Genomic DNA, 24,278 nt, shown 5'->3' on the forward strand with positions numbered 1-24,278 from the left:
TCTCACATCACCAAAAAAAGGGGGAAGTCCCATGCAAGACGTCTACCCGTCCCGCCACGCCGATGTGGCGGAATTTATGCCGCGCCTCGATCTTGTCGTGCATAGCGAATGGAGCGAAGGCGCGCCGCTCAGCCGCGAACAAACCGAACGCTTCGACCGCGACGGCTTCCTGGTTCTGGAGGATATTTTCTCCGACGCAGAAGTCACCTTCCTTCAGCGCGAGGCCGGCAAGCTGCTGGCCGATCCGCAGGCGCTGGAAGATGAAACCGTCATCACCGAACCAGGCGGCAAGGAAGTCCGCTCGATCTTCAAAATCCATGCGCAGAGCGATGTGATCGGCCGCCTTGCCGCCGACAGCCGCCTGGCCGGCGTCGCGCAATTCCTGCTGGGCGACCGCGTCTATATCCACCAGTCGCGCCTCAACTATAAGCCCGGCTTCACCGGCAAGGAATTTTTCTGGCACAGCGATTTTGAAACCTGGCATGTGGAAGACGGCATGCCGCGCATGCGCGCTTTGTCCATGTCGGTGCTGCTGGCGGAAAACACGCCCGATAACGGCCCGTTGATGCTGATCCCGGGCAGCCACAAGGCGTTCCTCACCTGCATCGGCGAAACGCCCGACGATCATTATCGCCAGTCCCTGAAGAAGCAGGAATATGGCGTGCCCGACGAAGACAGCCTGGCCGAACTGGCGCACAAGCATGGCATCGTTGCCCCGACCGGAAAGCCCGGTTCGGTCGTCATCTTCGACTGCAACACCATGCACGGGTCGAACGGCAATATCACGCCCTTCCCCCGCGCCAACGCCTTCATGGTCTATAACGCTGTCAGCAATCGCCTCGTCGCGCCCTTCGGCGTCGACAAGCCGCGCCCCGAGTTCATCGCCGCGCGCGGAGAGCCTGCGGCCATCACGCCCAGGACAGGTCTATTGATGGAGGAGGCGCTGGCATGAGCGGCCAACATAGTGTGGAAAAAGTCGGCGGCACGTCCATGGCGGCGACCGGCGTGCTGTTCGACAATGTCCTGATCGCGGGGCGCAAGGACGCGGACCTCTATAACCGCATCTTCGTCGTGTCGGCCTATGCCGGCATGACCGACCTGCTGCTGGAACATAAGAAGTCGGGCGAGCCGGGCGTTTATGCCCGGTTCGTCGCCGACGATGGCGCCGATGGCTGGCGCGATGCGATCGAAACCGTGCGCGACGCCATGCATGCGCGCAATGCCGATATGTTCGCGCGCGCCGAAAGCCTTGCCGAAGCCAATGGCTTTGTCGACGCGCGCATCGACGCGGTTGCCGCCTGCCTCGACGATCTGGCCCGCCTGCGCAGCCATGGCCGTTTCTGTGTCAAGGAACAGCTGATCACGGTGCGCGAACTGCTTGCCGGGCTTGGCGAAGCGCATAGCGCCCATTCGACCGCATTGCTGCTGCGCGATCGCGGCGTCAACGCCTGCTTCGTCGATCTGACATTGTGGGATCAGCAGGATATGCGCGGCCTCGACGAACGGATCGAACAGGCGTTCGCGCCCATCGACCTTGCCACCACCCTGCCGATCGTCACCGGCTATGCCGGGTGCAGCGAGGGCATGGTCCGCCGCTATCAGCGTGGCTATTCCGAAATGACCTTTTCCCGCATTGCTGTGCTGACGCAGGCGCGCGAGGCGATCATCCACAAGGAATTTCATCTGTCGAGCGCCGACCCCAAGCTTGTCGGCACCGACAAGGCGCGCAAGATCGGCCGCACCAACTATGATGTGGCCGACCAACTCGCAAACCTGGGCATGGAGGCGATCCATCCCGGCGCCGGGCGCGGCCTGCGCCAGACCGACATTCCGCTGCGGGTCCGCAACACCTTCGACCGGGAAGATGGCGGCACGCTCATCTGCGGCGACTATGTGTCCGACACGCCCCGCGTCGAAATCGTCACCGGCATCCGCACCGCGCAGGCGTTGCAATTCTTCGAACAGGACATGGTCGGGGTGAAGGGCTATGACGCCGCCATCCTGGACGTGCTGACCCGCCATGGCATCTGGATCGTCAGCAAGGCGTCCAACGCCAACACCATCACCCATTATCTTTCCGCCGACGCGGTCAAGGTGAAGCGGGTGATCGGCGACTTGCAGGATCGTTATCCTGACGCGTCCATCTCCGCCCATCCGGTGGCGATCGTCTCCGTCATCGGCAGCGACATTTCCCGCCCCGGCCTGATGCCCGATGCGCTCAAGGCGTTGGCGCAGGCCGATATCAACGTGATCGCGATGCAGCATCAGATCCGCAACGTGGATGTCCAGTTCGTCGTCGATGTGCGCCAATATGACGCCGCCGTCGCCGCGCTCCACCGCGCGCTGGTGGAGGATAATGACGAACCGGTAGCAGCGGAGGGCCGGCGCGCGGCCTGAGTGTCGCGCGCCGTCGGGCGCCTCCAGATGATAGCTGCGATCCGTCCCGTTCAAAGCCTGCTGCTCGCCATCTTCATGCTGATGGCGGGCAGCGGCTTTTTGTCGACCCTCATCAGCCTGCGACTGGAGCGCGCGGGCGCTGGCACCATGGCGATCGGCGCGGTCGCCACCGCCTATTTCGGCGGGTTGGTGGTGGGGGGCCTGCGCGCCGGCGGCATCGTGCGGCAGGTCGGGCATATCCGCGCCTTCGCCGCCTTCGTCGCGCTGCTGTCGGCTAGCACCTTGTCCTATGTGCTGCTCGATCACCCCTTGCTGTGGACCGCATTGCGGCTAATCGATGGCGTCTGCGTCGCGGGTGTGTTCATCTGCCTGGAAAGCTGGCTCAACGACCGGGCCGATGTAGAAACCCGCGGCAGCATCCTGGCCGCCTATATGGTCGCGCTCTATTCCGGCCAGGCGGTCGGCCAGTTGCTGCTGGGCGCGAGCGGGACGCTGCCCGCCATTCCCTTCCAGATCGCCTCGATCCTCATTTCGCTCGCCATCATTCCGCTCTGCCTCACCCGGTCGAGCGCGCCCGCGCCGCAGGAGGCGACGGCCTTTTCGCTGCGCTCGCTCTTCGCCGCGTCGCCGCTGGGCGTCATCGGCGCGGTGACGACCGGACTGATGCTGGGGGCCTTTTACGGGCTGGCGGCCGTCCATGTCCGCCGCCTCGGCCTTAATCTGGGCGCGACCGCCAGCTTCATGATGATCGTCATTCTGGGCGGCGTCGCGATGCAATGGCCGCTCGGCCGCCTGTCGGATCGCTATGATCGGCGCGCTGTGATCGTCTGGAGCTTCGCCGCGACCCTGGCGGTCAGCATCGCCCTCTCGACGCTCAGCCGGGGCGGCCTGCCGCTGCTGGTGCTGGGCGCAGCCTTTGGCGGGCTAAGCTTTGCCCTCTACCCGCTCTGCGTCGCGCACAGCAACGACCGGCTGCTCGCGTCCGAACGGGTCGCGGCGAGCGGGCGGCTGGTGCTGCTCTATTCGGTCGGCGCGGCGCTGGGGCCGATGGGTGCGGCGGCGATGATGACGCTGGCGGGTGCCAGCGGCCTCTTCCTGTTCATCGCCCTATGCGCCGGCACGACGCTTGGCTTTGGCCTGTGGCGTCAATTGTCCTCCGATCCGGTGCCCGCGCCCGAACAGCAGGATTTCCAGATCGTGCCGCGCACGACCCCGATGGCCTCGCTGCTTGACCCCAATACCGCAGATCATCTGCCCGATGGAGAGACGACATGACCGCAACCACCATCGCCGCGCCTCCCGGTGCGGCCGGGTCTGTCGATCAGGCAACGCTGCGCCGCGCGATCGCGGCCTCGGCGCTCGGCAATGCCACCGAATGGTTCGACTATGGCATCTATGCCTATGGCGTGACCTATATCTCCGCGGCGCTGTTCCCCGGCGAGGTGGATGACGCAGTCTTGTTCGCGCTCGCCACCTTCGCCATTTCCTTCCTCGTACGTCCGCTCGGCGGCCTCTTCTGGGGGCCGCTGGGCGATCGCATGGGGCGCAAATCCGTGCTCGCGCTCACCATATTGATGATGTCGGGCGCGACGCTGGCGGTCGGGCTGATCCCCTCTTATGCCAGCATCGGTTTCTGGGCGCCGGCGCTGCTCATCCTGCTGCGCATGGTGCAGGGTTTCTCCACGGGCGGCGAATATGGCGGCGCGGCGACCTTCATGGCCGAATATGCGCCCGATGACCGGCGCGGCTTTTACGGCAGCTTCCTGGAATTCGGCACGCTGGCGGGCTTTTCCTTCGGCGCGTTGCTGATGCTCGGCTTTTCGCTGCTGCTGGGCGACGCGGCCATGCATGCATGGGGCTGGCGCATCCCCTTCCTGGTCGCCGCGCCCATGGGCCTGATCGGCATGTATCTGCGCGCCCGCATGGAGGATACGCCGATCTTCCGCGAGGATGGGCAGGCCAGCGGAAAGGCGGAAAGCCCCAGCCTTGGCCAGTTGCTGGAACGCCATTGGCGGCCGATGCTGGTCGTGGGTGGCCTCGTGGTGGCGCTCAATGTCGTCAACTATACGCTGCTCAGCTACATGCCGACCTATCTTCAGCGGCGCATCGGCCTCACCACCGACGAAGCATTGGTGGTGCCGATCATCGGCATGATGTTCATGATGCTCTTCCTGCCCTTTGCCGGGCATCTGTCCGACCGCGTGGGGCGACGGGCGATGTGGCGCGTGTCGCTGCTCAGCCTGCTTGTCGGGGTGGTGCCGCTCTACCTGCTGATGGCGACCGGGCTTGTGGGCGCGATCATCGGCTTCGTGCTGCTCGGCCTCTGCTATGTGCCGCAACTCGCGACCATTTCCGCCACCTTCCCCGCGCTGTTCCCGACGTCGGTGCGTTTCGCCGGCTTTGCCATCGCCTATAATGTTTCCACCTCGTTGTTCGGCGGCACCGCGCCCGCGATCGGCAGCGGGCTCATCTCCTGGACCGGCAACGAACTCATGCCCGCCTTTCTGATGATGGCGGCCTGCCTCGTCGGCCTTGTCGCCTTGCGCTACATGCCCGAAACGGCGGGCAAGTCCCTGCGCGACGACCCGTTCGCGCGACACTGACGCGCATAGGCAAAAAGGATGACAGGGGGCTGCGAAGCGGGTTAGCTGGCGGCCATGAACATCACATTGTCGCTCGCCTGCATCCTGCCCGCCCTGCTGGTTGCCCAGCCCGCCGCCGCCCAGCCCGCCGCCCAGCCGCCCAGGGCGCAGGGCGACAGCGCGCGCTGGCAGGCGCAGGCGGCGCGCGTCACCATTCAGCGCGATGACTGGGGCATTGCCCATGTCCATGGCCGCAGCGATGCCGACGCCGTATTCGGCATGATCTATGCTCAGGCCGAAGATGACTTCAACCGGATCGAAACCAACTATCTGACCGCGCTCGGCCGCATGGCGGAGGCGGAGGGCGAGGACGCGATCTGGCAGGATCTGCGCGCGCGCCTCTACATGGACCCGCAAAAGCTACGCGCCGATTATGCGGCCAGCCCCGCCTGGTTGCGCGCTTTGATGGACGCCTGGGCCGATGGGCTGAACTATTATCTCGCCACTCATGGCCAGGTAAAGCCGCGCGTCATCACCCGCTTTGAGCCCTGGATGGCGCTCAGTTTCACCGAAGGCAGCATTGGCGGCGATATCGAACGCATCCCGCTCGACCGGCTCAAGGCCTTTTACGGCGCGCCCGACGGGCGTCCGATCGCCATGGCCGATCCCGACCCCGAACCGCGCGGCTCCAACGGCTTCGCCATCGCGCCGGGCAAAAGCGCCAGCGGCCATGCCCTGCTATGGATCAATCCCCACACCAGCTTCTTCTTCCGCTCCGAACTGCAAATGACCAGCGACGAAGGGCTCAATGCCTATGGCGCGGCGACCTGGGGGCAATTCTTCATCTATCAGGGGTTCAATCCCACCGCCGGATGGATGCACACCTCCAGCACCGTCGATGCGGTCGACGAATTTCTCGAAACCGTGACGCGCCGGCCGGACGGCACGCTGACCTACCGCTATGGCGCGGAGCAGCGCCCGGTCCGCGCCTCCACCGTCACCATCGCCTATCGCACGGCAGACGGCGGCCGTGCCGACCGCGGCTTTACCGTCTATCGCACCCATCATGGCCCGATCATCGGGGATCAGGACGGCAAATGGGTTGCCTTCGCCATGATGGACAAGCCCATCCCCGCGCTGGAGCAATCCTTTTTGCGGACGAAGGCGCACGATTACGCCGCCTTCGTCAAGGTGGCGACGCGTCAGGCCAATTCGTCCAACAACACCATCTTCGCCGACGCCAATGGCACCATCGCTTATCTGCACCCGCAATTCGTGCCGCTGCGCGATGACCGTTTCGATTATACCCGGCCAGTGGACGGCAGCGATCCCGCCACCGACTGGAAGGGGCTGACCCCGCTCGACGCATTGCCGGCCCTGCGCAACCCGGCGGGCGGCTGGATTCAGAACACCAATAATGGTCCGTGGTCGGCGGCGGGCAGGGACAGCCAGAAGGCCGCCGACTTCCCGCGTTACATGGACATGATAGGCGAAAATCCGCGCGGCGAGCATGCGGTCATGCTGCTGTCGGCCGGGCGGGACTTTACGCTCGACTCGCTCCGGGCGGCGGCGTTCGACAGCTATCAGCCCGCCTTCGCGCGGTTCCTGCCGCCGCTCCTGCAGGCCTGGGACACTCTGCCCGACACGGATGCGCGCAAGGCATTGTTGGCGCAGCCGATCGCCATGCTGCGCGACTGGGATTATCGCTGGGGCCTGACCTCTGTGCCCAACAGTCTTGCGGCGCACTGGGCGGAGGATCTGCGCCAATGGACGCTGGACCATAGTCAGGGGGCGCCGCGCACCCTCTATGATCGCATGGCCGCCGCATCCCCTGATGTGCAACTGACCCTGCTGGCGGGCGTGGTGCGGCGGCTGGATCGCGATTTCGGCAACTGGCGCACACCCTGGGGCGACATCAACCGGTTGCAGCGGCTTACCGGCGCCATCACCCAGGATTTCAGCGATGCCGCGCCCAGCATTGCCGTGCCCTTCAGCTCGGCGCGCTGGGGCTCGCTCGCCTCCTTCGGCGCGCGCGCCTATCCCGGCACGCGCAAATGGTATGGCACCAGCGGCAACAGCTTCATCGCCGCCGTCGAATTTGGCGATCGCGTCCATGCCAGGGCGGTCAGCGTCGGCGGCGAGAGCGGCAATCCCGCCTCGCCCCATTTCAACGACCAGTCCGCGCTCTATGCGCGCGGCATGCTGCGCCCGGTCTATTTCCATCCCGATGAACTCGCCGGCCATGTCGAACGCCGCTACCGGCCTGGGCAATAGGCGCCTGTAATGTGGGTCCTGCTCGGCATCGCCATCATCGTCGCAGGTTTCCTGCTGCGCTTCCATCCGCTGCTGGTGATCCTTGCCTCGGCGATCGTCACTGGCATCGCGGCGGGCCTCGACCTGCTCACCATCCTCGCCGCCTTCGGCAAGGCGTTCAACGAAGCGCGCTATGTCAGCATCATCTGGATCGTGCTGCCGGTCGTCGGCCTGCTCGAAGCCTATGGCTTGCAGGAACGCGCGCGCGGCCTGATCGCCAAGATGCGCGGCGCGACCGTGGGACAGTTCCTCACCGGCTATATGTTGCTGCGCCAGGGGCTGGCGGCCGTCGGGCTCACATCGGTCGCCGGCCATGCCCAGACCGTGCGCCCATTGGTCGCGCCGATCGCCGAAGCAGCCGCGGAGGCGCAGGCGGGCACACTGGACGACGACCGCCGGGAAGAGGTAAAGGCCTGGGCCGCGGCGACTGACAATATCGGCTTGTTTTTTGGTGAGGATATCTTCCTCGCCATCGGCTCGATCCTGCTCATCAAGGGGCTGCTGGAACAATATGGCATCAGCCTGGAGCCGCTGCATTTGTCGGTCTGGGCGATCCCGACCGCCATTGCCGCCTTCCTGATCCACGGCTTCCGCCTATGGCGTCTCGACCGCCGGCTGAGGCGCAGCGCGCCGGAGGACCCGGCATGATCACCCTGCACTGGGTCTATGCCGTCGCGGGCGCGATGTTCGCCGCTTTCGCCCTGCTCGGCGCTGGCGACCGCACCAATCCGCGCCGCTGGACCACGTCGGCCTTCTGGGCCTTGCTGGCGCTCAGCATGTGGGGCGGCGACAGGCTGGGCGATCTTGGCAATGGCGTCCTGCTGCTGGGCCTCGTCGCGCTGGCGGGGCTGGGCGGCATGGGGCGGGGGCAGTCCGCGCTGCCCGACGCCCTGCGCCGCGACCGGGCCGATCGCATGGGCAACCGCCTGTTCGTCATCGCGCTCATCATCCCCGCGACCGCGCTCATCGGCACCTTCGTCTTCAAGCAAGCCCCCGACTGGGTCGATGGCAAGCAGGCAACGTTGATCGCCCTGGCGCTGGGCGTGCTGATCGCCTCGGTGGTCGGCTGCCTCTGGCTGCGCGCGTCGCCGCTCGAACCGCTCCAGCAGGGGCGGCGGCTGATGGATTCGGTCGGCTGGGCCGCCATCCTGCCGCAAATGCTCGCCAGCCTGGGCGCGGTGTTCGCGCTGGCGGGCGTGGGGGATGTCGTCGGCCAGATCGTCAGCATGGCGATCCCGCAGGGCAGCCTCCTGGGCGCGGTCATCGCCTATGGCCTTGGCATGGCGCTCTTCACCATGGTGATGGGCAACGCCTTTGCCGCCTTCCCGGTGATGACCGCCGCCATCGGCCTGCCGCTGCTCATCCGCACCTATGATGGCGACCCGGCGGTCGTCTGCGCCATCGGCATGCTGGCGGGCTTCTGCGGCACGTTGATGACGCCAATGGCCGCGAACTTCAACCTCGTGCCCGCCGCCCTGCTCGACCTCAGGGACAAGCATGGCGTCATCAAGCGGCAGGTCGGTACCGCCGTCCCGCTGCTCGTCGTCAACATCCTCCTCATTTACTGGCTCGCCTTCCCATGACCCTGCTCACCCCTGATATCGCCAGCCGCTTCGCCGGCCTCACCCTGTCGCATCTCGGCCGCGAATATCCCTTCAAGATGGATCTGGTGCTGACCGGGCCGCAGGACGCCCGGCCCCCACGCGCGCATCACCCGATCTTCCACGGCAGTTTCGACTGGCACAGCTGCGTCCATGGCTGGTGGCAGGTGATGCGGCTGATGCGGCTCTATCCCGACATGGCGCAGGCGCCCGCCATCCGCGCGCGCGCCGACGCGATGCTCACGCCCGCCAATGTCGCGGGCGAACGCGCCTATCTCGCCCGCCCGATGAGCGCCGGGTTCGAACGCCCTTATGGCTGGGCGTGGGCGCTGGCATTGCACGCGGAACTCGCGCGCCACGATGCGCCTTGGGCGGCGGCGCTTGAGCCGCTGGCGCGCGATTTTGCCGCCCGCTTCCACGCCTTCCTGCCCAAACTCACCTATCCGCTGCGCGTCGGCACCCATTTCAACATCGCCTTCGCCCTCATCCTCGCGCGGGACTGGGCGCAGGGGCGGGACGACGCGCTCGCCGCCCTGATCGACGACCGCGCGCTGGACTGGTTCGCGCAGGACCGCGCCTGCCAGGCCTGGGAACCGGGCGGCGACGAATTCCTCTCACCGGCCCTCTGCGAAGCCTTGTTGATGAGCCGCCTGATGCACCGGCCGGATTTCGCCGCCTGGTTCCACGCCTTCCTGCCGGACGTTACGGACCGCGAGCCGGCGACGCTCTTCACTCCCGCCACCGTGTCGGATCGCAGCGATGGCAAGATCGCGCATCTCGACGGCCTCAATCTCAGCCGCGCCTGGTGCTGGCGCGGCATCGCTGCGGCCCTGGGCGAACATGATCCGGTCCATGTCTTGGCGCAGCAGGCCGCGCGCGTCCATCTCGACGCCAGCCTGCCTCATGTCGCGGGCGACTATATGGGCGAACACTGGCTCGCCACCTTCGCGCTGCTGGCGCTGGAATGACAGCGGGGGAGGGGGGCAGACACCCTCCCCAAAACCCGCCGCGTCAGTCGCGCAGCAATTCGTTGATCCCGGTCTTGGACCGCGTCTGCGCGTCGACGCGCTTGACGATCACCGCGCAATACAGGCTGGGGCCGGGCGTCCCGTCGGGCAGCGGCTTGCCGGGCAGGCTGCCGGGCACGACAACCGAATAGGGCGGCACTTCGCCCATGAAGATTTCGCCGCTGGTGCGGTCGATAATCTTGGTCGACTGGCCGATGAAGACGCCCATCGACAGCACCGATCCCTTGCCGATGCGCACGCCCTCGACCACTTCGGACCGCGCGCCGATGAAACAGTCATCCTCGATGATGACCGGATCGGCCTGCAACGGCTCCAGCACGCCGCCGATGCCGACGCCGCCCGACAAATGGACATTCTTGCCGATCTGCGCGCAACTGCCCACCGTCACCCAGGTGTCGACCATCGTGCCTTCATCGACGAACGCGCCGATATTGACGAAGCTCGGCATCAGGATGACATTCTTGGCGATATGCGATCCCGCGCGCGCGAAGCTGCCCGGCACGGCGCGGAAACCGGCGGCGCGGAACGCGGCCTCGTCCCAGCCGGCGAACTTGCTCGGCACCTTGTCCCACCAATGGCCAGCGCCCGGGCCATTGTCGATCATGGCATTGTCATTGAGGCGGAAGGACAGCAGCACCGCCTTCTTCGCCCACTGGTTGACCTGCCAGCCTTGTGGAGTTGGCTCGGCCACCCGCAACGCACCGCTGTCGAGCAGGGCCAGCGCCTTGTCCACCGCCTGGCGCACGTCGCCCTGCGTCTGAAGGTTGACGTCGGCGCGCCCTTCCCAGGCGGCGTCGATGGTGGCGATAAGGTCTTGGCTCATGGTCATTTCCCCAGAATGTCGGCCAGAAATGGCGTCAGATGGTCGGTTTCGAAATCGATGAAGTCGGGATGATGGTCATGATTGCCCGCTTCCGACCCGTTATTGACCCAGATGGTCGCCATGCCGATCGCCTTGGCCGGACGCAGGTTGCGCGCCATATCCTCGAAAAAGGCGGCGCGCGTCGGGTCGATGTCATGGGTCTTGCACAGCGCATCATAGCCCGACGGGTCGGGCTTGGGCACATATTGGCAGGCATGAATGTCGTGGATCAGCTCGAACGCGCCGGAAAGGCCCAGCTTCTCCAGCACGCGCCCGGCATAATCGGCGTCGCCGTTGGTGAAGATCAGCTTGCGCCCCGGCAGCGCCCCGATCGCGGCATTGAGCGCGGGGTCGACCTCCAGCCGCTCCATCGAAATGTCATGAACATAGTCGAGAAATTCGCGCGGCTCGATGCCATGATGATGCATCAGGCCCGACAGCGTGGTGCCATGCTCGATGAAATAGCGTTTCTGCGTCTCGCGCGCCAGCACAGGGTCGCAGCCGAGCAGCCCCTGGATATATTCGCCCATCTTGACGTCGATCAGCGCGAACAGGTCCGCCTTCGCCGGATAGAGCGTATTGTCCAGATCGAAGATCCAGCTATCGACATGGGAAAGCGCCGGCAACATGGCCGCGCCCTAGAGCGATGCGGGTTGCAGGGCAAGGTCTCTGACCTTCTCCCCTTGCGGGGAGAAGGATATGCAGCCTTGGCCCGAAGGGCCTAGGCGAAGTTGGAAGAGGGGGGCTTAGCCTTGGGCGCACCCCTTCTCCGGCTGCGACTAGGCGGCATAGCCGCCAAGTCTCGCGTCCCCCTCCCCCGTGGGGAGAGGGATTAGTCGCACCCCGGCGCGTCGCTATCCTCATAGAAACGCTGCACCGCGTCCCATCCTTCCTGCGCGCTCTCGACCCAGGTCAAAAGGTCCAGATCCTTGTGCGAAATCACCCCTTCGTCCGCCAGCGCCTCGAAATCCACGACGCGATTCCAGAATTCCTTGCCATAGAGAAGGATCGGAATCGGCTTCATCTTGCCGGTCTGGATGAGCGTCAGCAATTCGAACATCTCGTCGAACGTGCCGAACCCGCCGGGGAACACCGCCAAGGCGCGCGCGCGCAGCAGGAAATGCATCTTGCGCAGCGCGAAATAGTGGAACTGGAAACTCAGCTCCGGGGTCACGAAGCGATTGGGCGCCTGTTCGTGCGGCAGGACGATGTTCATGCCGATGGTGGTCTGGCCGACATCCTGCGCGCCGCGATTGGCCGCTTCCATGATCGACGGGCCGCCGCCTGAACAGACGACGAAATGGCGGCATCCCGCCTCGTTTACCGGATATTGGGCGGCGATGCGCGCCAGCTTGCGCGCTTCCTCGTAATAATGCGCCTTCCGACCCAGATTTTCCGCCAGCCGCTTGAGTTCGGGCGTCGGCGCGGCGTCGATCCGCGCCTGCACCTGGTCGGGTTCGGGAATGCGCGCCGACCCGTAGAAGACGAAGGTCGATTCGATCTTCGCCTCGTCCATCAGCAACTGGGGTTTCAGCAATTCCAGCTGGAAGCGGACGGGCCGCAGGTCTTCGCGCAGCAGGAATTCGTCATCCTGAAAGGCCAGCCGATAGGCCGCGCTCTGCGTCTGGGGGGTGCCGGTCTGCTTGGCGGCGTCGCCTGCCTCTTCGCGGGCAGGGCGGAACTTGCGTTCCTCAATCTCTTTTCTTGTCATCCATGGCCAATTAGGCGTCGGCGATGACATTGCCAAGACGCCAGGCCATAGAATCGCGTCTTGCCGCTGCGGCCAAAGCCGCGCCGCCGCCTCAGCGGCAAAAACCGCCTCTCCCGCCCATGTCGAAATGGAAATGGTCGTGATGCGCGGCATTATAGTCGGGGCTGAGCACGGTGTTGAACCGCTTGCAGGCGCTGGCGTGGATCAGACTCAGGAACTGGCGCGTCTGCCGGTCGCCATGCCAGCCCTGCTGCACCGTGATCCGCCGTCCGTCCGACAGGACGAAGGCCGATACGTCGATAGCATTGCTGTGCGCATGTTCGCTCAGCTTCGCGCTGCCCGCGATCGGGCGGCAATTATAGGTGCCGAACGTTTCGATCTTCTCGATCTCCGCGCCCAGCACCAGCCGCGCCGCCGGTTGCACGGCATAGCGCGCCCATGCGGCGAAATTGGCGGCCAGATTGCATGTCATCGCCCCCAGGCCCGTCGCGGGCACCCCGATGTCGAGCAGCTTGACGCTGCCGATCGCGCTGCATCCGCCGCCGAAATTGCGGTCGGGCAGGGGCTGGAAATTGACCGACTGGGATTGCAGTTTCGCGAAACATTGCCGCGTCTCCAGCGCCGGTTGCGATGGCGGGCGCGTCGCGCGCGCAGGTGCGCGGACCGGCTTCGACGCACGCGCCACCATGCCACGCGGCACCAGGTCGCCACCGCACCCCGCCAGTGTCATCATGCTTGCCATTAGCGCAGCCGTGGCCGCGCCGCGCAGATTGCTCATCGCCCGCTTTTCCATGAATCGGATGTTTACCAACCCAATCCTTTACGAAACTTAACCGCCCGCTCGGCTCGTCGCATTCCGACAATCGCCTTGACTCTTTCGCTGCGATCTTTAGGGCGGCCGACGGGCCACGCGGTCCCAACGCCGCGCGCGCTCTCTGCAAGGAGAAGCATGACATGACTGATCTGACTGCCGCCGACGCCACCATTGCGCCTGCCGCAAAGCCCGCCACCACGCCGGCGCGCCCCTTTTTCTCTTCCGGTCCCTGCGCCAAGCCGCCCGTGTGGAGCGCCGACAAGCTGAGCACGGACTCGCTCGGCCGCTCGCACCGCGCCAAGATCGGCAAGACCCGCCTCGCTTATTGCATCGACCTGATGCGCGAGATTTTGCAGCTGCCCGACACGCACCGGATCGGCATCGTCCCGGGCTCCGATACCGGCGCCTTTGAAATGGCGATGTGGACGATGCTGGGCGCGCGCCCCGTCACCACGCTCGCCTGGGAAAGCTTCGGCGAAGGCTGGGTGACGGACGCCGCCAAGCAGCTCAAGCTCGATCCCACCATCATCCGCGCCGACTATGGCCAGCTGCCCGATCTGACCCAGGTCGATTTCAGCACCGACGTGCTCTTCACTTGGAACGGCACCACGTCGGGCGTGCGCGTGCCCGATGCCGACTGGATTCCTGCCGATCGTCAGGGCCTGACCTTCGCCGACGCGACCAGCGCGGTCTTCGCCTATGACATCGACTGGGCGAAGATCGACGTCGCCACCTTCTCCTGGCAGAAGGTGCTGGGCGGGGAGGGCGGCCATGGTGTCCTGATCCTGGGCCCCCGCGCGGTCGAACGGCTCGAAACCCACACCCCGGCCTGGCCGCTGCCCAAGGTCTTCCGCCTGATGGCGAAGGGCAAGCTTGCCGAAGGCATTTTCAAGGGCGAAACGATCAACACGCCCTCCATGCTGGCGGTCGAGGATGCGATCTTCGCGCTCGAATGGGGCAAGTCGCTCGGCGGCCTTGCCGGCCTTATCGCCCGCTCCGACGCCAACGCGGCCGCGCTGGACAAGATCGTCGCTGACCGCGACTGGCTCGGCCATCTCGCCGCCGATCCGACTTCGCGGTCGAAGACCAGCGTCTGCCTGACGGTCGAGGGCGCGGACGAAGCCTTCATCAAGGCCTTCGCCGCTCTCCTCGAAAAGGAAGGCGCGGCCTATGACATTGCGGGCTATCGCGATGCGCCGGCGGGCCTGCGCATCTGGTGCGGCGCGACGGTGGAAACCGCCGATATCGAAGCGCTCGGCCCCTGGCTCGACTGGGCCTACGCCCAGACCAAGGCCGCTTAACTCCACGCCCCGTTTCTCGTCATCCCAGCGAAGGCTGGGATCTCAGGCCTCTAGCTACGGCTTCGCCGCCTGAGATCCTGACTTTCGTCAGGATGACGAATTGCAAAGAAAGGCAATTCGCCATGCCCAAAGTCCTCATTTCCGACAAAATGGACCCTCGCGCCGCCGCCATCTTCCAGGAACGCGGCGTCGACGTCGACGTCATCACCGGCAAGACGCCCGAAGAATTGAAAGCCATCATCGGCGACTATGACGGCCTCGCCATCCGTTCGTCGACCAAGGTGACGAAGGAGATTCTCGACGCGGCCACGAACCTCAAGGTCATCGGCCGCGCTGGCATTGGCGTCGACAATGTCGACATCCCCTATGCCTCGGCCAAGGGCGTGATCGTCATGAACACGCCGTTCGGCAACTCCATCACCACCGCCGAACACGCCATCGCCCTCATGTTCGCGCTCGCCCGCCAGCTGCCCGAAGCCAATGCGCAGACGCAGCAAGGCCTGTGGCCCAAAAACGGCTTCATGGGCGTCGAAGTCACCGGCAAGACGCTGGGCCTCATCGGCGCGGGCAATATCGGCTCGATCGTGGCGAGCCGCGCGCTCGGCCTCAAGATGAAGGTCGTGGCCTTCGATCCCTTCCTGACGCCTGAACGCGCCGTCGAAATGGGCGTGGAAAAGGCCGATCTCGACACGCTGCTCGCGAAGGCCGACTTCATCACGCTGCACACGCCGCTGACTGATCAGACCCGCAACATCCTCAGCCGCGAGAACCTCGCCAAGACCAAGAAGGGCGTGCGCATCATCAACTGCGCGCGCGGCGGCCTGATCGACGAGGCCGCGCTCAAGGATGCGCTCGATTCGGGCCAGGTCGCGGGCGCCGCGCTCGACGTGTTCCAGACCGAACCGGCCAAGGAATCGCCGCTGTTCGGCACGCCCAATTTCATATGCACCCCGCATCTGGGCGCATCGACCGACGAGGCGCAGGTCAACGTCGCGCTCCAGGTCGCCGAACAGCTCAGCGACTATCTGCTCGACGGCGGCATCACCAATGCGCTGAACGTGCCGAGCCTCAGCGTCGAGGAAGCGCCTAAGCTCAAGCCCTATATGGCGCTAGCCGAAAAGCTCGGCTCGCTGATCGGCCAGCTGGAAGGCGACGCCATCACCGGCGTCGCGGTGGAGGTCGAGGGCCAGGCTGCGCAGCTCAATCCCAAGCCGATCACCGCCGCCGTCCTCGCCGGCCTCATGCGCGTCTATTCCGACACGGTGAACATGGTGAACGCGCCCTTCCTGGCCAAAGAACGCGGCCTCGACGTGCGCGAAGTGCGCCATGATCGCGAAGGCGACTATCAGACGCTGGTGCGCGTCACCGTGACCACCGCCAGTGGCGACCGCTCGGTCGCGGGCACGCTGTTCGGCCACGCCCAGCCGCGCCTTGTCGAACTGTTCGGCATCAAGGTGGAGGCCGATCTGGGCGGCACGATGCTTTACATCGTCAACCAGGACGCGCCCGGCTTCATCGGCCGCCTGGGCTCGACGCTCGGCGAAGCGCAGGTCAATATCGGCACCTTCCACCTTGGCCGCCGCGACCAGGGCGGCGAAGCGGTGCTGCTGCTCTCGGTCGACGGCACCGTCACCGAACCGCTGCGCTGGGAAATCTGCAACCTCACCGGCGTCAACCAGGTCAAGCTGCTCCGCTTCGCGTAAGGTTTCCCTATCCGTTCGTCCTGAGTAGCCATTGAGCGAAGTCGAAATGGCGTATCGAAGGAGGTCCGCGAGGCCATCCTTCGATATGGGTCTTCGACTCCGCTCAGCCCCTACTCAGGACGAACGAAGTGGAATAAGCGGCAATTTCCGCTAAAGGGCCGTTCATGACTACCATCCCCCCCGGCCTCCTGCCCGAAGGGCTGTCCGATCGTCTGCCGCCCCAGGCCGAAGCGTCCGCGCGGCTGGTGCGGCGCGTGCTCGATACCGTGGCGACCCATGGCTATGAACGGGTCATGCCCCCGCTCGCGGAGTTCGAGGATACGCTGACGCAACGGCTCACCTCCATGCGCGCGCAGGATCTGGTGCGCGTGGTCGATCCGGTGTCGCAGCGGACCCTGGCCTTCCGCCCGGACATGACCGCGCAGGTCGGCCGCATCGCCGCCACCCGCCTTGCCGCCGCGCCGCGTCCGCTGCGGCTCTCCTATGCCGGCCCCGTCATCCGGCAAAAGGCGAGCCAGCTGCGTCCCGAGCGTGAAAAGATGCAGCTGGGCGCCGAACTCATCGGCAGCGACAGCGTCCCGGCCGCCGTCGAAATCGTCAACATCGCGATAGAGGCGTTGCAGGCCGCCGGCGTCACCGGCATCACCATCGACTTCACGCTCCCTGACCTTGTCGACATGCTCGCCGCCGGCCCGTTGCCGCTTGGCGGCGCCCAGGTCGAGGCGGTGCGCGCCGAACTCGACGCCAAGGATGCCGGCGCACTCGCCGCCCACGGCCCGGCCGCCGCCGCTTACCTCCCGCTCATCGAAGCGACCGGCCCGTTCCACGCCGCGATGGAGCGGCTGGAGGCGTTCAGCGCCAGCGTCGGCGGCGCGATCGACAGCCGCATTGCGGGCCTGCGCGCCATTGCCAAGCCCATTGGCTGGGACATCACCCTGACGCTCGATCCCACCGAACGCCATGGCTTTGAATTCCAGAACTGGTTCGGCTTCTCGATCTTCGCCGAAGGTTTCGTCGGTGAAATCGGCCGCGGCGGCAGCTACGCCATCGCCCGCGCCGATGGCGCCGATGAACCGGCGATGGGCTTTTCGCTCTATCCCGACCCGCTGATCGACGCAGGCTTTGGCGGCGACAGCCCGAAACGCCTATTCCTGCCCCTGGGCCACGACCCCGCCCGCGCGGCGGAACTGCGCGGCGAAGGCTGGCACACCATCGCCGCGCTCAGCGAAGGCGAAGACGGCGCCGCCCAACGCTGCTCCCACTGGCTCGATGGCGCAGAACCGCGCGCTTATTGATCGCGGGGAATCCCGGAAGGCCCGCCAAGCGGCCTCAATGAACGGCGAGGTTGGGTGGATAGGGGACTGTCGGCTTTTGGAGAGATGATCGACGATAGCGGACGTTGCGCGGTAAAAGATCGTTCGATAACAATCGCACCAGTTTCGGCCATTCACTCTGGCTCTGGTGCGCCATAAATATCGAGATCGAGGCACAAACCCCGATCACCAAGACGAGCAAGAGTTTGAGACCGGAGGGTAAGGCCCTCGTTGCTATCTTCAAGGAACAAGCCGCAAAATACGCGACTTCTAAACCGCTGCGAGAACATCCGCCATGATGTAATATCATCCGACAAACTATCTAACAGATCATTGATTTGTCGATCGAGATCGGCTGGTTGCTGATCTTTTGCTGTCACGCGCCATGACCCCGTGCGGGCTATCTTGTCCCTGCCGCCGGGCGTCTGAAATGTGCCGCCCATCTTGACGGCGACAGTTGGCTCACCAAGCCGTTCTGTTATCTCAGTCGGGTCAAGATCGTCTCCATAGAAGCCTATTGATGCAGCCGATCGGTGTAAGACGCCCATATCGCAGCCTAACATGGGCTGTTGCTTTTCGCCAGATTTCGTCGTTCAGCGTCCGATGTGCCATCTGAATGAGTGGACGGTTTCAGGGATGCGAATGGCATTAGCGAGCGACGACGAATGGTCGGTTGCGGTCAATCGTCAGCCGGGTCGTGGTGGCTTCGGAGTCAACCCGATGGCCACGGCTGCAATGCCAAGCATCAATGCTACCAAAGAATGATTTGCCGATAAAGCGTAGCCCGCTGCGACCAAAAGTATCACGATGGTAGCCAGACGGACCCAAAGAGGTTGGCTGTTCAAGCCTTTCAAACTCCATTCCTGGTTTTATTGGCAAAGCTGAAACATGAGATAGCTCGCCTTGGACAACGTCCGCTAGTGGGCAAAGAGATTTTCAACCTTAACGGCAATTTCTGGTCGATTTCAGATTGGCAGGTCTGTCCCCAAGAATTCCACTTCATCCCCAGACGCAACGATGCTCTCGCCTTCGAGGGTGCGAAGTCCAAGAATAGGTTCGCCATCAGCGTCCGCGATGTGACGCTCAGCCTGAACTACGATTACCGGGACCGTTGATCCGGTTTCGTCTTTCCAAAATGCATACTGCGGTATGGTAATCGGATATGCTTCGGCTGCCCCGCCTTGACTGAAAACCGCCTCCCCTTGATCCACATCGCCAACGCGAGCGGATCGGCCGGTGATAAACCCGCCTTGCGGTAGGTCTGGCCATGGAATACCCGGCTGCGAAAGAGAATATCGCTTATCGCGCTTGAACCACTTGCCGATCATGGGCGCAGTTTTGCAGTATAACTGACCGTCTGCAACCGGGGAGCCGTCAGCCCTGCTTTTACGGCAATTTCTGGTCGCTTTCTGCCATTCCTACAGTCGTCATGCCGGGCTTAACCCGGCATCCCGCTTTTCTTCGCTCACATGAAGAAGCGTGATCCCGGCTCAAGGCCGGGATGACGGTGAATGATGGCCCTTCCCACATAGCCCCCGTTCGCCCTGAGCTTGTCGAAGGGCCGTCCTGTTCCTCCGACCCATGGCCAGCCCGCCGGGCGACCGCCAGATTCATCCATCCCCCTTCCAATGTAGGATTTTCTCTGATCTACCCTCGGGGATGACGCCTGCGCCCTTCCCCTGCGGCCCCGCCGCCGTCCCCGGCCCGCAACGCGCCGCTTCCCCGCGCCGCGCGGCTATTGCCGGGCCGTCGACGCCGTTTCTGCCAGGTGTCGCTTCGTGGTCGCCTCATGGTCGCGTCGCGGTCGCTTCATGGGCGCATAGGCCCTGCGACACTGTGAACTTCGGCCGAAGGCGACACGCCCGCGCAGCCCTCTCTCCCGGCGCTCCGGCGCGGCCAGCCTTGACGCGGCGGTCCCACGCCGCTACCCCGCGCCCCGCATTCGGACGCCCCCGCGTCCCTCATCCCACCGGCATGCCGAGTCCCGTCGAAGGGCATGGCCGGTCACCGCGGCGGGCGGAAGGATTGTATCCATGGCAAATGTGACCGTGATCGGCGCCCAATGGGGTGACGAGGGCAAGGGCAAGATCGTCGACTGGCTGTCGGAGCGCGCCGATGTCGTCGCCCGCTTCCAGGGCGGCCACAATGCCGGCCACACGCTGGTCGTGGGGGACAAGGTCTACAAGCTGTCGCTGCTCCCTTCGGGCATCGTGCGCGGCACCCTGTCCGTCATCGGCAATGGCGTGGTGCTCGATCCCTGGCATTTCCGGGACGAGGTCGCCAAATTGAAGGGGCAGGGGGTGGAGATCACGCCCGACAATCTGCAGATCGCCGAAACCTGCCCGCTGATCCTGCCCTTCCACCGCGACCTTGACGGCCTGCGCGAGGATGCATCGGGCGCGGGCAAGATCGGCACCACCCGGCGCGGCATCGGCCCCGCTTATGAGGACAAGGTCGGCCGCCGCGCCATCCGCGTGTGCGACCTTGCCCATCTTGACGATCTGGGGCCGCAGATCGACCGGCTGACCGCGCACCATGACGCACTGCGCGCCGGTTTCGGCGAAGCCCCGATCGACCGCGCGGCGCTGATCGCCGACCTGACCGACATCGCCGCCTTCATCCTCCCCTTCGTCAAGCCCGTCTGGCTGACGCTCAACAAGGCCAAGAGCGAGGGCAAGCGCATCCTGTTCGAAGGGGCGCAGGGCACCTTGCTCGACATCGACCATGGCACCTATCCCTTCGTCACTTCGTCCAATACGGTGGCGGGCACGGCGGCGAGCGGCACCGGCCTTGGCCCCAGCGGCGCGGGCTTCGTGCTTGGCATCACCAAGGCCTATACCACCCGCGTCGGCTCCGGCCCTTTCCCCAGCGAACAGGATAATGATATCGGCCAGCGCCTGGGCGAGCGCGGCCATGAGTTCGGCACCGTCACCGGGCGCAAGCGCCGCTGCGGTTGGTTTGACGCCGTGCTGGTGCGCCAGTCGGTCGCGGTGTCGGGCGTCACCGGCATCGCCCTTACCAAGCTCGACGTGCTCGACGGCTTTGCGGAGCTGAAGATCTGCACCGGCTATCGCATCGGCGACCGCAGCTTCGACTATCTCCCCGCCCATGCGCAGGACCAGGCGCGCGCGGAGCCGATCTACGAAAGCATCGGCGGCTGGAGCGAAACCACGGCGGGCGCGCGCAGCTGGGCCGACCTGCCTGCGCAGGCGATCAAATATATCCGCCGGATCGAGGAGCTGATCGGCTGCCCGGTCACGCTCGTGTCCACCTCTCCCGAACGCGACGACACCATCCTCGTCCGCGATCCCTTCGCGGATTGATTTTGGGTTTCAGCTGAGCTGAAACCGGTGCGGTTCTCTAAATAAAGGAAATCCGATGGCGGGAGAACGGTTCGAGCGGCATAAGCAGCCCTGGACGCAGGATGAAATCCAGAAGCTGCACACGCTGGCGAAAAAGGGGATGGCCTTGAAGGCCATCGCCAAGGCGCTGACGCGCAGCGAGGAATCGGTCAAGGCCCGCGCCAAACAGGACGGGTTGTCGATTGCGAAACTGCGCTGATCGGCGGACTGTAATTTTTCGTTGCGGCCCCTTTACGGGGGAGCCTCTCCGCTGATGTTGCGTTGCAGCATTTCTGTATTCGGAGAGCCACATGATCGTTGATCCCGTCCCCAGTTTCCGCCGCATAGCGTCCGAAGTCTGGAAGCCGCTGACGGTCCTGTTCATCTGGGATTGCGCGGTCACAGTTACTTATTATCTGCTGCCCTTCAAAGCGCCCGAATTGCCGCTTACCATCTTCGGCTCGGCGCTCGCCCTGTTCCTGGGCTTCCGGTCGAACAGCGCCTATCAGCGTTGGTGGGAAGCGCGAACGCTTTGGGGGGCGATGATCAACGCCTCGCGCAACCTGGCCCGCGCCACCCGCAACTTCATGCCGGACCCCGATTCGGCCGAACTCAAGCGCGAGATCGTCAAGCGGCAGATCGCCTATGTAAACGCCCTGCGCTGCCAGCTGCGCCGCCAGCCCATCGGCGATGATGTCACCAAATTCCTGACGGATGAGGACAAGGGCAAGGCGCTGGCCCGCGTCAATCCCGCCAACGGCCTGCTCGACAGCACCGGGCGGCGGATCGACATCGGTCGGGGCAACGGCTGGCTCGACACCATCCAGCAAACGCAGATGGAGGCCGTGCTGGTCGACATCGCCAATGCGCAAGGGGGGATGGAGCGGATCAAGAACACGCCGCTGCCCGTCCAATATCGCTATCTGCCGACCATTTTCACTCACATCTTCTGCATCGCCCTGCCGATTGGCCTGGTGGAAACGCTGGGCTTTGCCACCCCGCTGGGGTCGACGGTCGCGGGGTTGATGTTCCTGGCGGTGCTGCGCATCGGCGACGATCTGGTCGATCCCTTCGCCAACACGGTGCACGACAATCCGCTGACGGCCATGTGCCGCACGATCGAGATCGACCTGCTCCAGTCGATCGGCGATCCCGCGCCCGACCCGATCAAGCCGGTGCGCGGGGTCTTGTGGTAGGGCGCGGCGAATCAGCCCTTGCGCGGGTCGTCCACCATGTCGGACGCCAGCTCCAGCCCGCGCCGGCCATCGGCCGATGTATGCGCGGGTGCCTTGGGATGGGGCACATCCTCCGGCTCCTCGACCTCCAGCATCCCTTCCCATTTGGTGATGACCGACGTCGCGATCGCATTGCCCAGCACATTGGTCGCGGTGCGGCCCATGTCCATGAAGTGATCGACCGCCAGGATGAAGGCGATACCCTCGACCGGCAGGTCGAACTGGCCCAGCGTCGCGGCGACGACGACCAGGCTGGCGCGCGGCACGGCGGCGATGCCCTTGCTGGTCACCATCAGCACCAGCAAAATGGTGATCTGCGTGGTGATCGGCAGGTCGATGCCATAGGCCTGGGCAATGAAGATGGTCGCGAAGGTCGCGTACATCATCGACCCGTCAAGGTTGAAGCTATAGCCCAGCGGCAGCACGAAACTGTAAATCCGCCGCGGCACGCCGAACCGGTCGAGCTGCTCCAGCATCTTGGGATAGGCCGCCTCGGACGACGCGGTGGAAAAGGCGATCAGGATCGGTTCGCGCACATAGCGGACCAGCTTGATCATGCGCTTGCCCAGGAACAGCGACCCGGCCAGGAACAGCAGGCCCCACAGGCAGAAGATCGCGATGTAGAATTCGCCGACCAGCTCGCCATAGGTCTGGAGCACGCCCAATCCCTGCACGGTGATGGACGAAGCCAGCGCGCCGAAAACGGCGAGCGGCGCGACCCGCATGACATAGCCGGTCACTTGCAGCATCAGTTCGACCATGGCCTCGATCACCGTGACGATCGGCTTGCCCTTTTCACCGATCGCCGTCAGCGCGACGCCAACGAACAGCGAAAAGACGACGATCTGCAAAATCGAATTTTCCGCCATCGCCCCGATCATCGAGGTGGGGAAGATATGGAGCACAAAGTCGCGGAAATTGAGGCCCTCGGTGCTGACGCCCGCGTCCACGCCCGACCGGACCAGGTTCAAGCCGGCGCCCGGCTGGAAGAAATTGACGAGGATGAGGCCCAGCGTCAGCGAAATCAGGCTGGCGATGATGAACCAGGCGAGCGCGCGCCCGCCGATGCGACCCAGCGCCGCGCTGTCGCCCATATGCGCGATGCCCGCGACCAGCGTGGAAAAGACCAGCGGCGCGATAATCATCTTGATGAGGTGCAGGAAAATGTCGGCGAGCAGATGGAAATAGCCGGCCACCTCCTTGGCGGTGGCGTCATCGCCCCCGACCCAGAGGTTGGCCACATAGCCGGTCAGCACCCCCGCGACCATGCCGATGAGGATGAACGCCGTCAGTCTGTTTCGCATCAAATTCCTCTAAGGCCGCCCGCAGGCATGCCCCCGCCTTATTTTTCCGTCTGTCAGGTCAGACACCTAACAGGCGCATGGCCGCCCGGCAATTGCGCGCGTCCCGTCGCATCAGGCAAGACGAAGCAGGATCGCCTTTCCGCCCCTGCCGCACGCCACCATCCTGGGGCTAACGGCATTTGTCAGGGATAGAGCAGCCCCTCGCGCCAGCTCTGGCCGTCCCGTTCGAACAGGCGCCGTTCATGCAGGCGATGCGCGCGATCCTGCCAGAATTCGATGCGCTCGGGCGTGACGCGAAAACCCGACCAATGCGGCGGTCGCGGCACCGGACCGCCTTCGAAACGCGCGCTCGCGTCGTCGAAACGGTCCATGAATATCTGCCGGTCGGGCAGGGGCCGGGACTGGTCGGATGCCCAGGCGCCAAGCTGGCTGTCGCGGCTGCGCGTTGCGAAATAGGCGTCGGCGATCGCGTCATCGACCGCGTCCACCTGCCCCTCGATCCGGATTTGCCGCCGCAGCGACTTCCAGTGAAACAGCAGAGCGGCATGCGGATTGTCCAGCAGCTCGCCTGCCTTGCGCCCTTCGAAATTTGTATAGAAGATGAAGCCGTCCGGCCCATGCCCTTTCAGCAGCACCATCCGCACCGACGGCCGCCCGCGCGCGTCGGCGGTCGCCAGCGCCATGGCATTGCTGTCATTGATCTCGGTTTCCCGGGCTTCGGCAAACCAGGCGTCGAAAAGCGTGAAGGGATTGGTCATGTGCGCGTTCTAAGC

Annotated in this window: 22 protein-coding genes; 15 read left to right on the top strand and 7 right to left on the bottom strand. The window is 64.9% G+C overall.

Features of this window, described 5'->3' with window-relative positions; translation table 11 throughout:
* The first annotated feature begins 31 nt into the window (after positions 1–31).
* Genes thpD through SAB01S_RS08465 form a run of 8 tightly spaced genes read left to right on the top strand, consistent with a single transcriptional unit; the run spans position 32 to position 9,861 of the window.
* Complete coding sequence (thpD, locus tag SAB01S_RS08430) at positions 32–952, top strand: ectoine hydroxylase (RefSeq protein WP_062732591.1); 921 nt, start codon at positions 32–34, stop codon at positions 950–952.
* Entirely contained in the window at positions 949–2,397 is a 1,449-nt protein-coding gene (locus tag SAB01S_RS08435) for an aspartate kinase (RefSeq protein ID WP_062732592.1), read from the top strand. Before thpD ends, SAB01S_RS08435 begins: the two co-directional genes overlap by 4 nt.
* Before the next feature lie 27 nt (positions 2,398–2,424).
* Complete coding sequence (locus SAB01S_RS08440; RefSeq protein ID WP_062732658.1) at positions 2,425–3,672, top strand: MFS transporter; 1,248 nt, start codon at positions 2,425–2,427, stop codon at positions 3,670–3,672.
* A complete protein-coding gene (locus SAB01S_RS08445; RefSeq protein WP_062732593.1) occupies positions 3,669–5,000 on the top strand; it encodes an MFS transporter in 1,332 nt (443 codons plus the stop codon). Before SAB01S_RS08440 ends, SAB01S_RS08445 begins: the two co-directional genes overlap by 4 nt.
* A 54-nt stretch (positions 5,001–5,054) precedes the next feature.
* On the top strand, positions 5,055–7,253 hold the full coding sequence (locus tag SAB01S_RS08450) for a penicillin acylase family protein (RefSeq protein ID WP_062732594.1): 2,199 nt from the start codon (positions 5,055–5,057) through the stop codon (positions 7,251–7,253).
* Positions 7,254–7,262: 9 nt separating this feature from the next.
* Positions 7,263–7,940, top strand: coding sequence for a DUF969 domain-containing protein (locus SAB01S_RS08455; RefSeq protein ID WP_062732595.1), 678 nt, complete (start codon positions 7,263–7,265; stop codon positions 7,938–7,940).
* A complete protein-coding gene (locus SAB01S_RS08460; RefSeq protein WP_062732659.1) occupies positions 7,937–8,875 on the top strand; it encodes a DUF979 domain-containing protein in 939 nt (312 codons plus the stop codon). The genes SAB01S_RS08455 and SAB01S_RS08460 overlap by 4 nt, the downstream gene beginning before the upstream one ends.
* Complete coding sequence (locus SAB01S_RS08465; RefSeq protein WP_062732596.1) at positions 8,872–9,861, top strand: DUF2891 domain-containing protein; 990 nt, start codon at positions 8,872–8,874, stop codon at positions 9,859–9,861. The genes SAB01S_RS08460 and SAB01S_RS08465 overlap by 4 nt, the downstream gene beginning before the upstream one ends.
* A gap of 43 nt (positions 9,862–9,904) precedes the next feature.
* Here the strand turns inward: SAB01S_RS08465 and dapD are convergent, their stop codons facing one another.
* From dapD to SAB01S_RS08485, 4 genes are all read right to left on the bottom strand, one after another.
* Positions 9,905–10,744, bottom strand: coding sequence for a 2,3,4,5-tetrahydropyridine-2,6-dicarboxylate N-succinyltransferase (gene dapD / locus SAB01S_RS08470; protein WP_062732597.1), 840 nt, complete (start codon positions 10,742–10,744; stop codon positions 9,905–9,907).
* 2 nt (positions 10,745–10,746) lie between these two features.
* Entirely contained in the window at positions 10,747–11,412 is a 666-nt protein-coding gene (locus SAB01S_RS08475; RefSeq protein WP_062732598.1) for a pyrimidine 5'-nucleotidase, read from the bottom strand.
* Between the two features lie 203 nt (positions 11,413–11,615).
* Positions 11,616–12,494, bottom strand: coding sequence for an LOG family protein (locus SAB01S_RS08480; RefSeq protein WP_062732599.1), 879 nt, complete (start codon positions 12,492–12,494; stop codon positions 11,616–11,618).
* 91 nt (positions 12,495–12,585) lie between these two features.
* Positions 12,586–13,287: an extensin-like domain-containing protein gene (locus SAB01S_RS08485; protein WP_062732600.1), complete on the bottom strand. Its 702-nt coding sequence runs from the start codon at positions 13,285–13,287 to the stop codon at positions 12,586–12,588.
* A gap of 161 nt (positions 13,288–13,448) precedes the next feature.
* Here SAB01S_RS08485 and SAB01S_RS08490 point away from each other — a divergent pair, with 161 nt between their 5' ends.
* The 3 genes from SAB01S_RS08490 to SAB01S_RS08500 all read left to right on the top strand — a co-directional run bounded on the left by SAB01S_RS08490 (position 13,449) and on the right by SAB01S_RS08500 (position 17,607).
* Positions 13,449–14,609, top strand: coding sequence for a phosphoserine transaminase (locus SAB01S_RS08490; RefSeq protein WP_062732601.1), 1,161 nt, complete (start codon positions 13,449–13,451; stop codon positions 14,607–14,609).
* A gap of 122 nt (positions 14,610–14,731) precedes the next feature.
* Entirely contained in the window at positions 14,732–16,312 is a 1,581-nt protein-coding gene (gene serA, locus SAB01S_RS08495; RefSeq protein WP_062732660.1) for a phosphoglycerate dehydrogenase, read from the top strand.
* A gap of 164 nt (positions 16,313–16,476) precedes the next feature.
* Positions 16,477–17,607, top strand: a complete 1,131-nt coding sequence (locus SAB01S_RS08500; RefSeq protein WP_062732602.1) for an ATP phosphoribosyltransferase regulatory subunit — start codon at positions 16,477–16,479, stop codon at positions 17,605–17,607.
* A gap of 152 nt (positions 17,608–17,759) precedes the next feature.
* Here SAB01S_RS08500 and SAB01S_RS18055 read toward each other — a convergent pair whose 3' ends face one another.
* Positions 17,760–18,173 carry a DUF4279 domain-containing protein gene (locus SAB01S_RS18055; protein ID WP_083951233.1) on the bottom strand — a complete coding sequence of 138 codons (414 nt, stop codon included), beginning with the start codon at positions 18,171–18,173 and terminating at the stop codon, positions 17,760–17,762.
* 285 nt (positions 18,174–18,458) lie between these two features.
* On the opposite strand from SAB01S_RS18055, the gene SAB01S_RS18740 reads away from it, so the two are divergent.
* The 4 genes from SAB01S_RS18740 to SAB01S_RS08520 all read left to right on the top strand — a co-directional run bounded on the left by SAB01S_RS18740 (position 18,459) and on the right by SAB01S_RS08520 (position 22,162).
* Entirely contained in the window at positions 18,459–18,740 is a 282-nt protein-coding gene (locus SAB01S_RS18740; protein WP_218016146.1) for a hypothetical protein, read from the top strand.
* A 918-nt stretch (positions 18,741–19,658) separates the two neighbouring features.
* A complete protein-coding gene (locus SAB01S_RS08510; RefSeq protein ID WP_062732604.1) occupies positions 19,659–20,948 on the top strand; it encodes an adenylosuccinate synthase in 1,290 nt (429 codons plus the stop codon).
* Positions 20,949–21,003: 55 nt separating this feature from the next.
* Complete coding sequence (locus SAB01S_RS08515; RefSeq protein WP_021226541.1) at positions 21,004–21,186, top strand: hypothetical protein; 183 nt, start codon at positions 21,004–21,006, stop codon at positions 21,184–21,186.
* Between the two features lie 91 nt (positions 21,187–21,277).
* Positions 21,278–22,162 carry a bestrophin family protein gene (locus SAB01S_RS08520; RefSeq protein WP_062732605.1) on the top strand — a complete coding sequence of 295 codons (885 nt, stop codon included), beginning with the start codon at positions 21,278–21,280 and terminating at the stop codon, positions 22,160–22,162.
* Between the two features lie 11 nt (positions 22,163–22,173).
* Here the strand turns inward: SAB01S_RS08520 and SAB01S_RS08525 are convergent, their stop codons facing one another.
* The gene (locus tag SAB01S_RS08525; RefSeq protein WP_062732606.1) at positions 22,174–23,505 is read right to left on the bottom strand and encodes a dicarboxylate/amino acid:cation symporter; all 1,332 of its coding nucleotides are present in this window, start codon (positions 23,503–23,505) and stop codon (positions 22,174–22,176) included.
* A gap of 182 nt (positions 23,506–23,687) precedes the next feature.
* Positions 23,688–24,263, bottom strand: coding sequence for a pyridoxamine 5'-phosphate oxidase (gene pdxH / locus SAB01S_RS08530; RefSeq protein ID WP_062732607.1), 576 nt, complete (start codon positions 24,261–24,263; stop codon positions 23,688–23,690).
* Positions 24,264–24,278 lie beyond the last annotated feature (15 nt).

The sequence above is a fragment of the Sphingobium abikonense NBRC 16140 genome (genome assembly GCF_001598335.1).
Classification (GTDB): domain Bacteria; phylum Pseudomonadota; class Alphaproteobacteria; order Sphingomonadales; family Sphingomonadaceae; genus Sphingobium; species Sphingobium abikonense.

What these genes read in the sequence shown, in the direction of transcription:
- SAB01S_RS08435 (WP_062732592.1), top strand. Translation starts at nt 949, where the DNA reads ATGAGCGGCCAACATAGTGTGGAAAAAGTCGGCGGCACGTCCATGGCG.
- SAB01S_RS08520 (WP_062732605.1), top strand. Translation starts at nt 21,278, where the DNA reads ATGATCGTTGATCCCGTCCCCAGTTTCCGCCGCATAGCGTCCGAAGTC.
- SAB01S_RS08490 (WP_062732601.1), top strand. Translation starts at nt 13,449, where the DNA reads ATGACTGATCTGACTGCCGCCGACGCCACCATTGCGCCTGCCGCAAAG.
- SAB01S_RS08445 (WP_062732593.1), top strand. Translation starts at nt 3,669, where the DNA reads ATGACCGCAACCACCATCGCCGCGCCTCCCGGTGCGGCCGGGTCTGTC.
- SAB01S_RS08515 (WP_021226541.1), top strand. Translation starts at nt 21,004, where the DNA reads ATGGCGGGAGAACGGTTCGAGCGGCATAAGCAGCCCTGGACGCAGGAT.
- SAB01S_RS08525 (WP_062732606.1), bottom strand. Translation starts at nt 23,505, where the DNA reads ATGCGAAACAGACTGACGGCGTTCATCCTCATCGGCATGGTCGCGGGG.
- SAB01S_RS08500 (WP_062732602.1), top strand. Translation starts at nt 16,477, where the DNA reads ATGACTACCATCCCCCCCGGCCTCCTGCCCGAAGGGCTGTCCGATCGT.
- SAB01S_RS08455 (WP_062732595.1), top strand. Translation starts at nt 7,263, where the DNA reads ATGTGGGTCCTGCTCGGCATCGCCATCATCGTCGCAGGTTTCCTGCTG.
- SAB01S_RS08480 (WP_062732599.1), bottom strand. Translation starts at nt 12,494, where the DNA reads ATGACAAGAAAAGAGATTGAGGAACGCAAGTTCCGCCCTGCCCGCGAA.
- pdxH (WP_062732607.1), bottom strand. Translation starts at nt 24,263, where the DNA reads ATGACCAATCCCTTCACGCTTTTCGACGCCTGGTTTGCCGAAGCCCGG.
- thpD (WP_062732591.1), top strand. Translation starts at nt 32, where the DNA reads ATGCAAGACGTCTACCCGTCCCGCCACGCCGATGTGGCGGAATTTATG.
- SAB01S_RS08485 (WP_062732600.1), bottom strand. Translation starts at nt 13,287, where the DNA reads ATGGAAAAGCGGGCGATGAGCAATCTGCGCGGCGCGGCCACGGCTGCG.
- serA (WP_062732660.1), top strand. Translation starts at nt 14,732, where the DNA reads ATGCCCAAAGTCCTCATTTCCGACAAAATGGACCCTCGCGCCGCCGCC.
- SAB01S_RS08475 (WP_062732598.1), bottom strand. Translation starts at nt 11,412, where the DNA reads ATGTTGCCGGCGCTTTCCCATGTCGATAGCTGGATCTTCGATCTGGAC.
- SAB01S_RS08440 (WP_062732658.1), top strand. Translation starts at nt 2,425, where the DNA reads ATGATAGCTGCGATCCGTCCCGTTCAAAGCCTGCTGCTCGCCATCTTC.
- dapD (WP_062732597.1), bottom strand. Translation starts at nt 10,744, where the DNA reads ATGAGCCAAGACCTTATCGCCACCATCGACGCCGCCTGGGAAGGGCGC.
- SAB01S_RS08510 (WP_062732604.1), top strand. Translation starts at nt 19,659, where the DNA reads ATGGCAAATGTGACCGTGATCGGCGCCCAATGGGGTGACGAGGGCAAG.
- SAB01S_RS08465 (WP_062732596.1), top strand. Translation starts at nt 8,872, where the DNA reads ATGACCCTGCTCACCCCTGATATCGCCAGCCGCTTCGCCGGCCTCACC.
- SAB01S_RS08450 (WP_062732594.1), top strand. Translation starts at nt 5,055, where the DNA reads ATGAACATCACATTGTCGCTCGCCTGCATCCTGCCCGCCCTGCTGGTT.
- SAB01S_RS18055 (WP_083951233.1), bottom strand. Translation starts at nt 18,173, where the DNA reads ATGGGCGTCTTACACCGATCGGCTGCATCAATAGGCTTCTATGGAGAC.
- SAB01S_RS08460 (WP_062732659.1), top strand. Translation starts at nt 7,937, where the DNA reads ATGATCACCCTGCACTGGGTCTATGCCGTCGCGGGCGCGATGTTCGCC.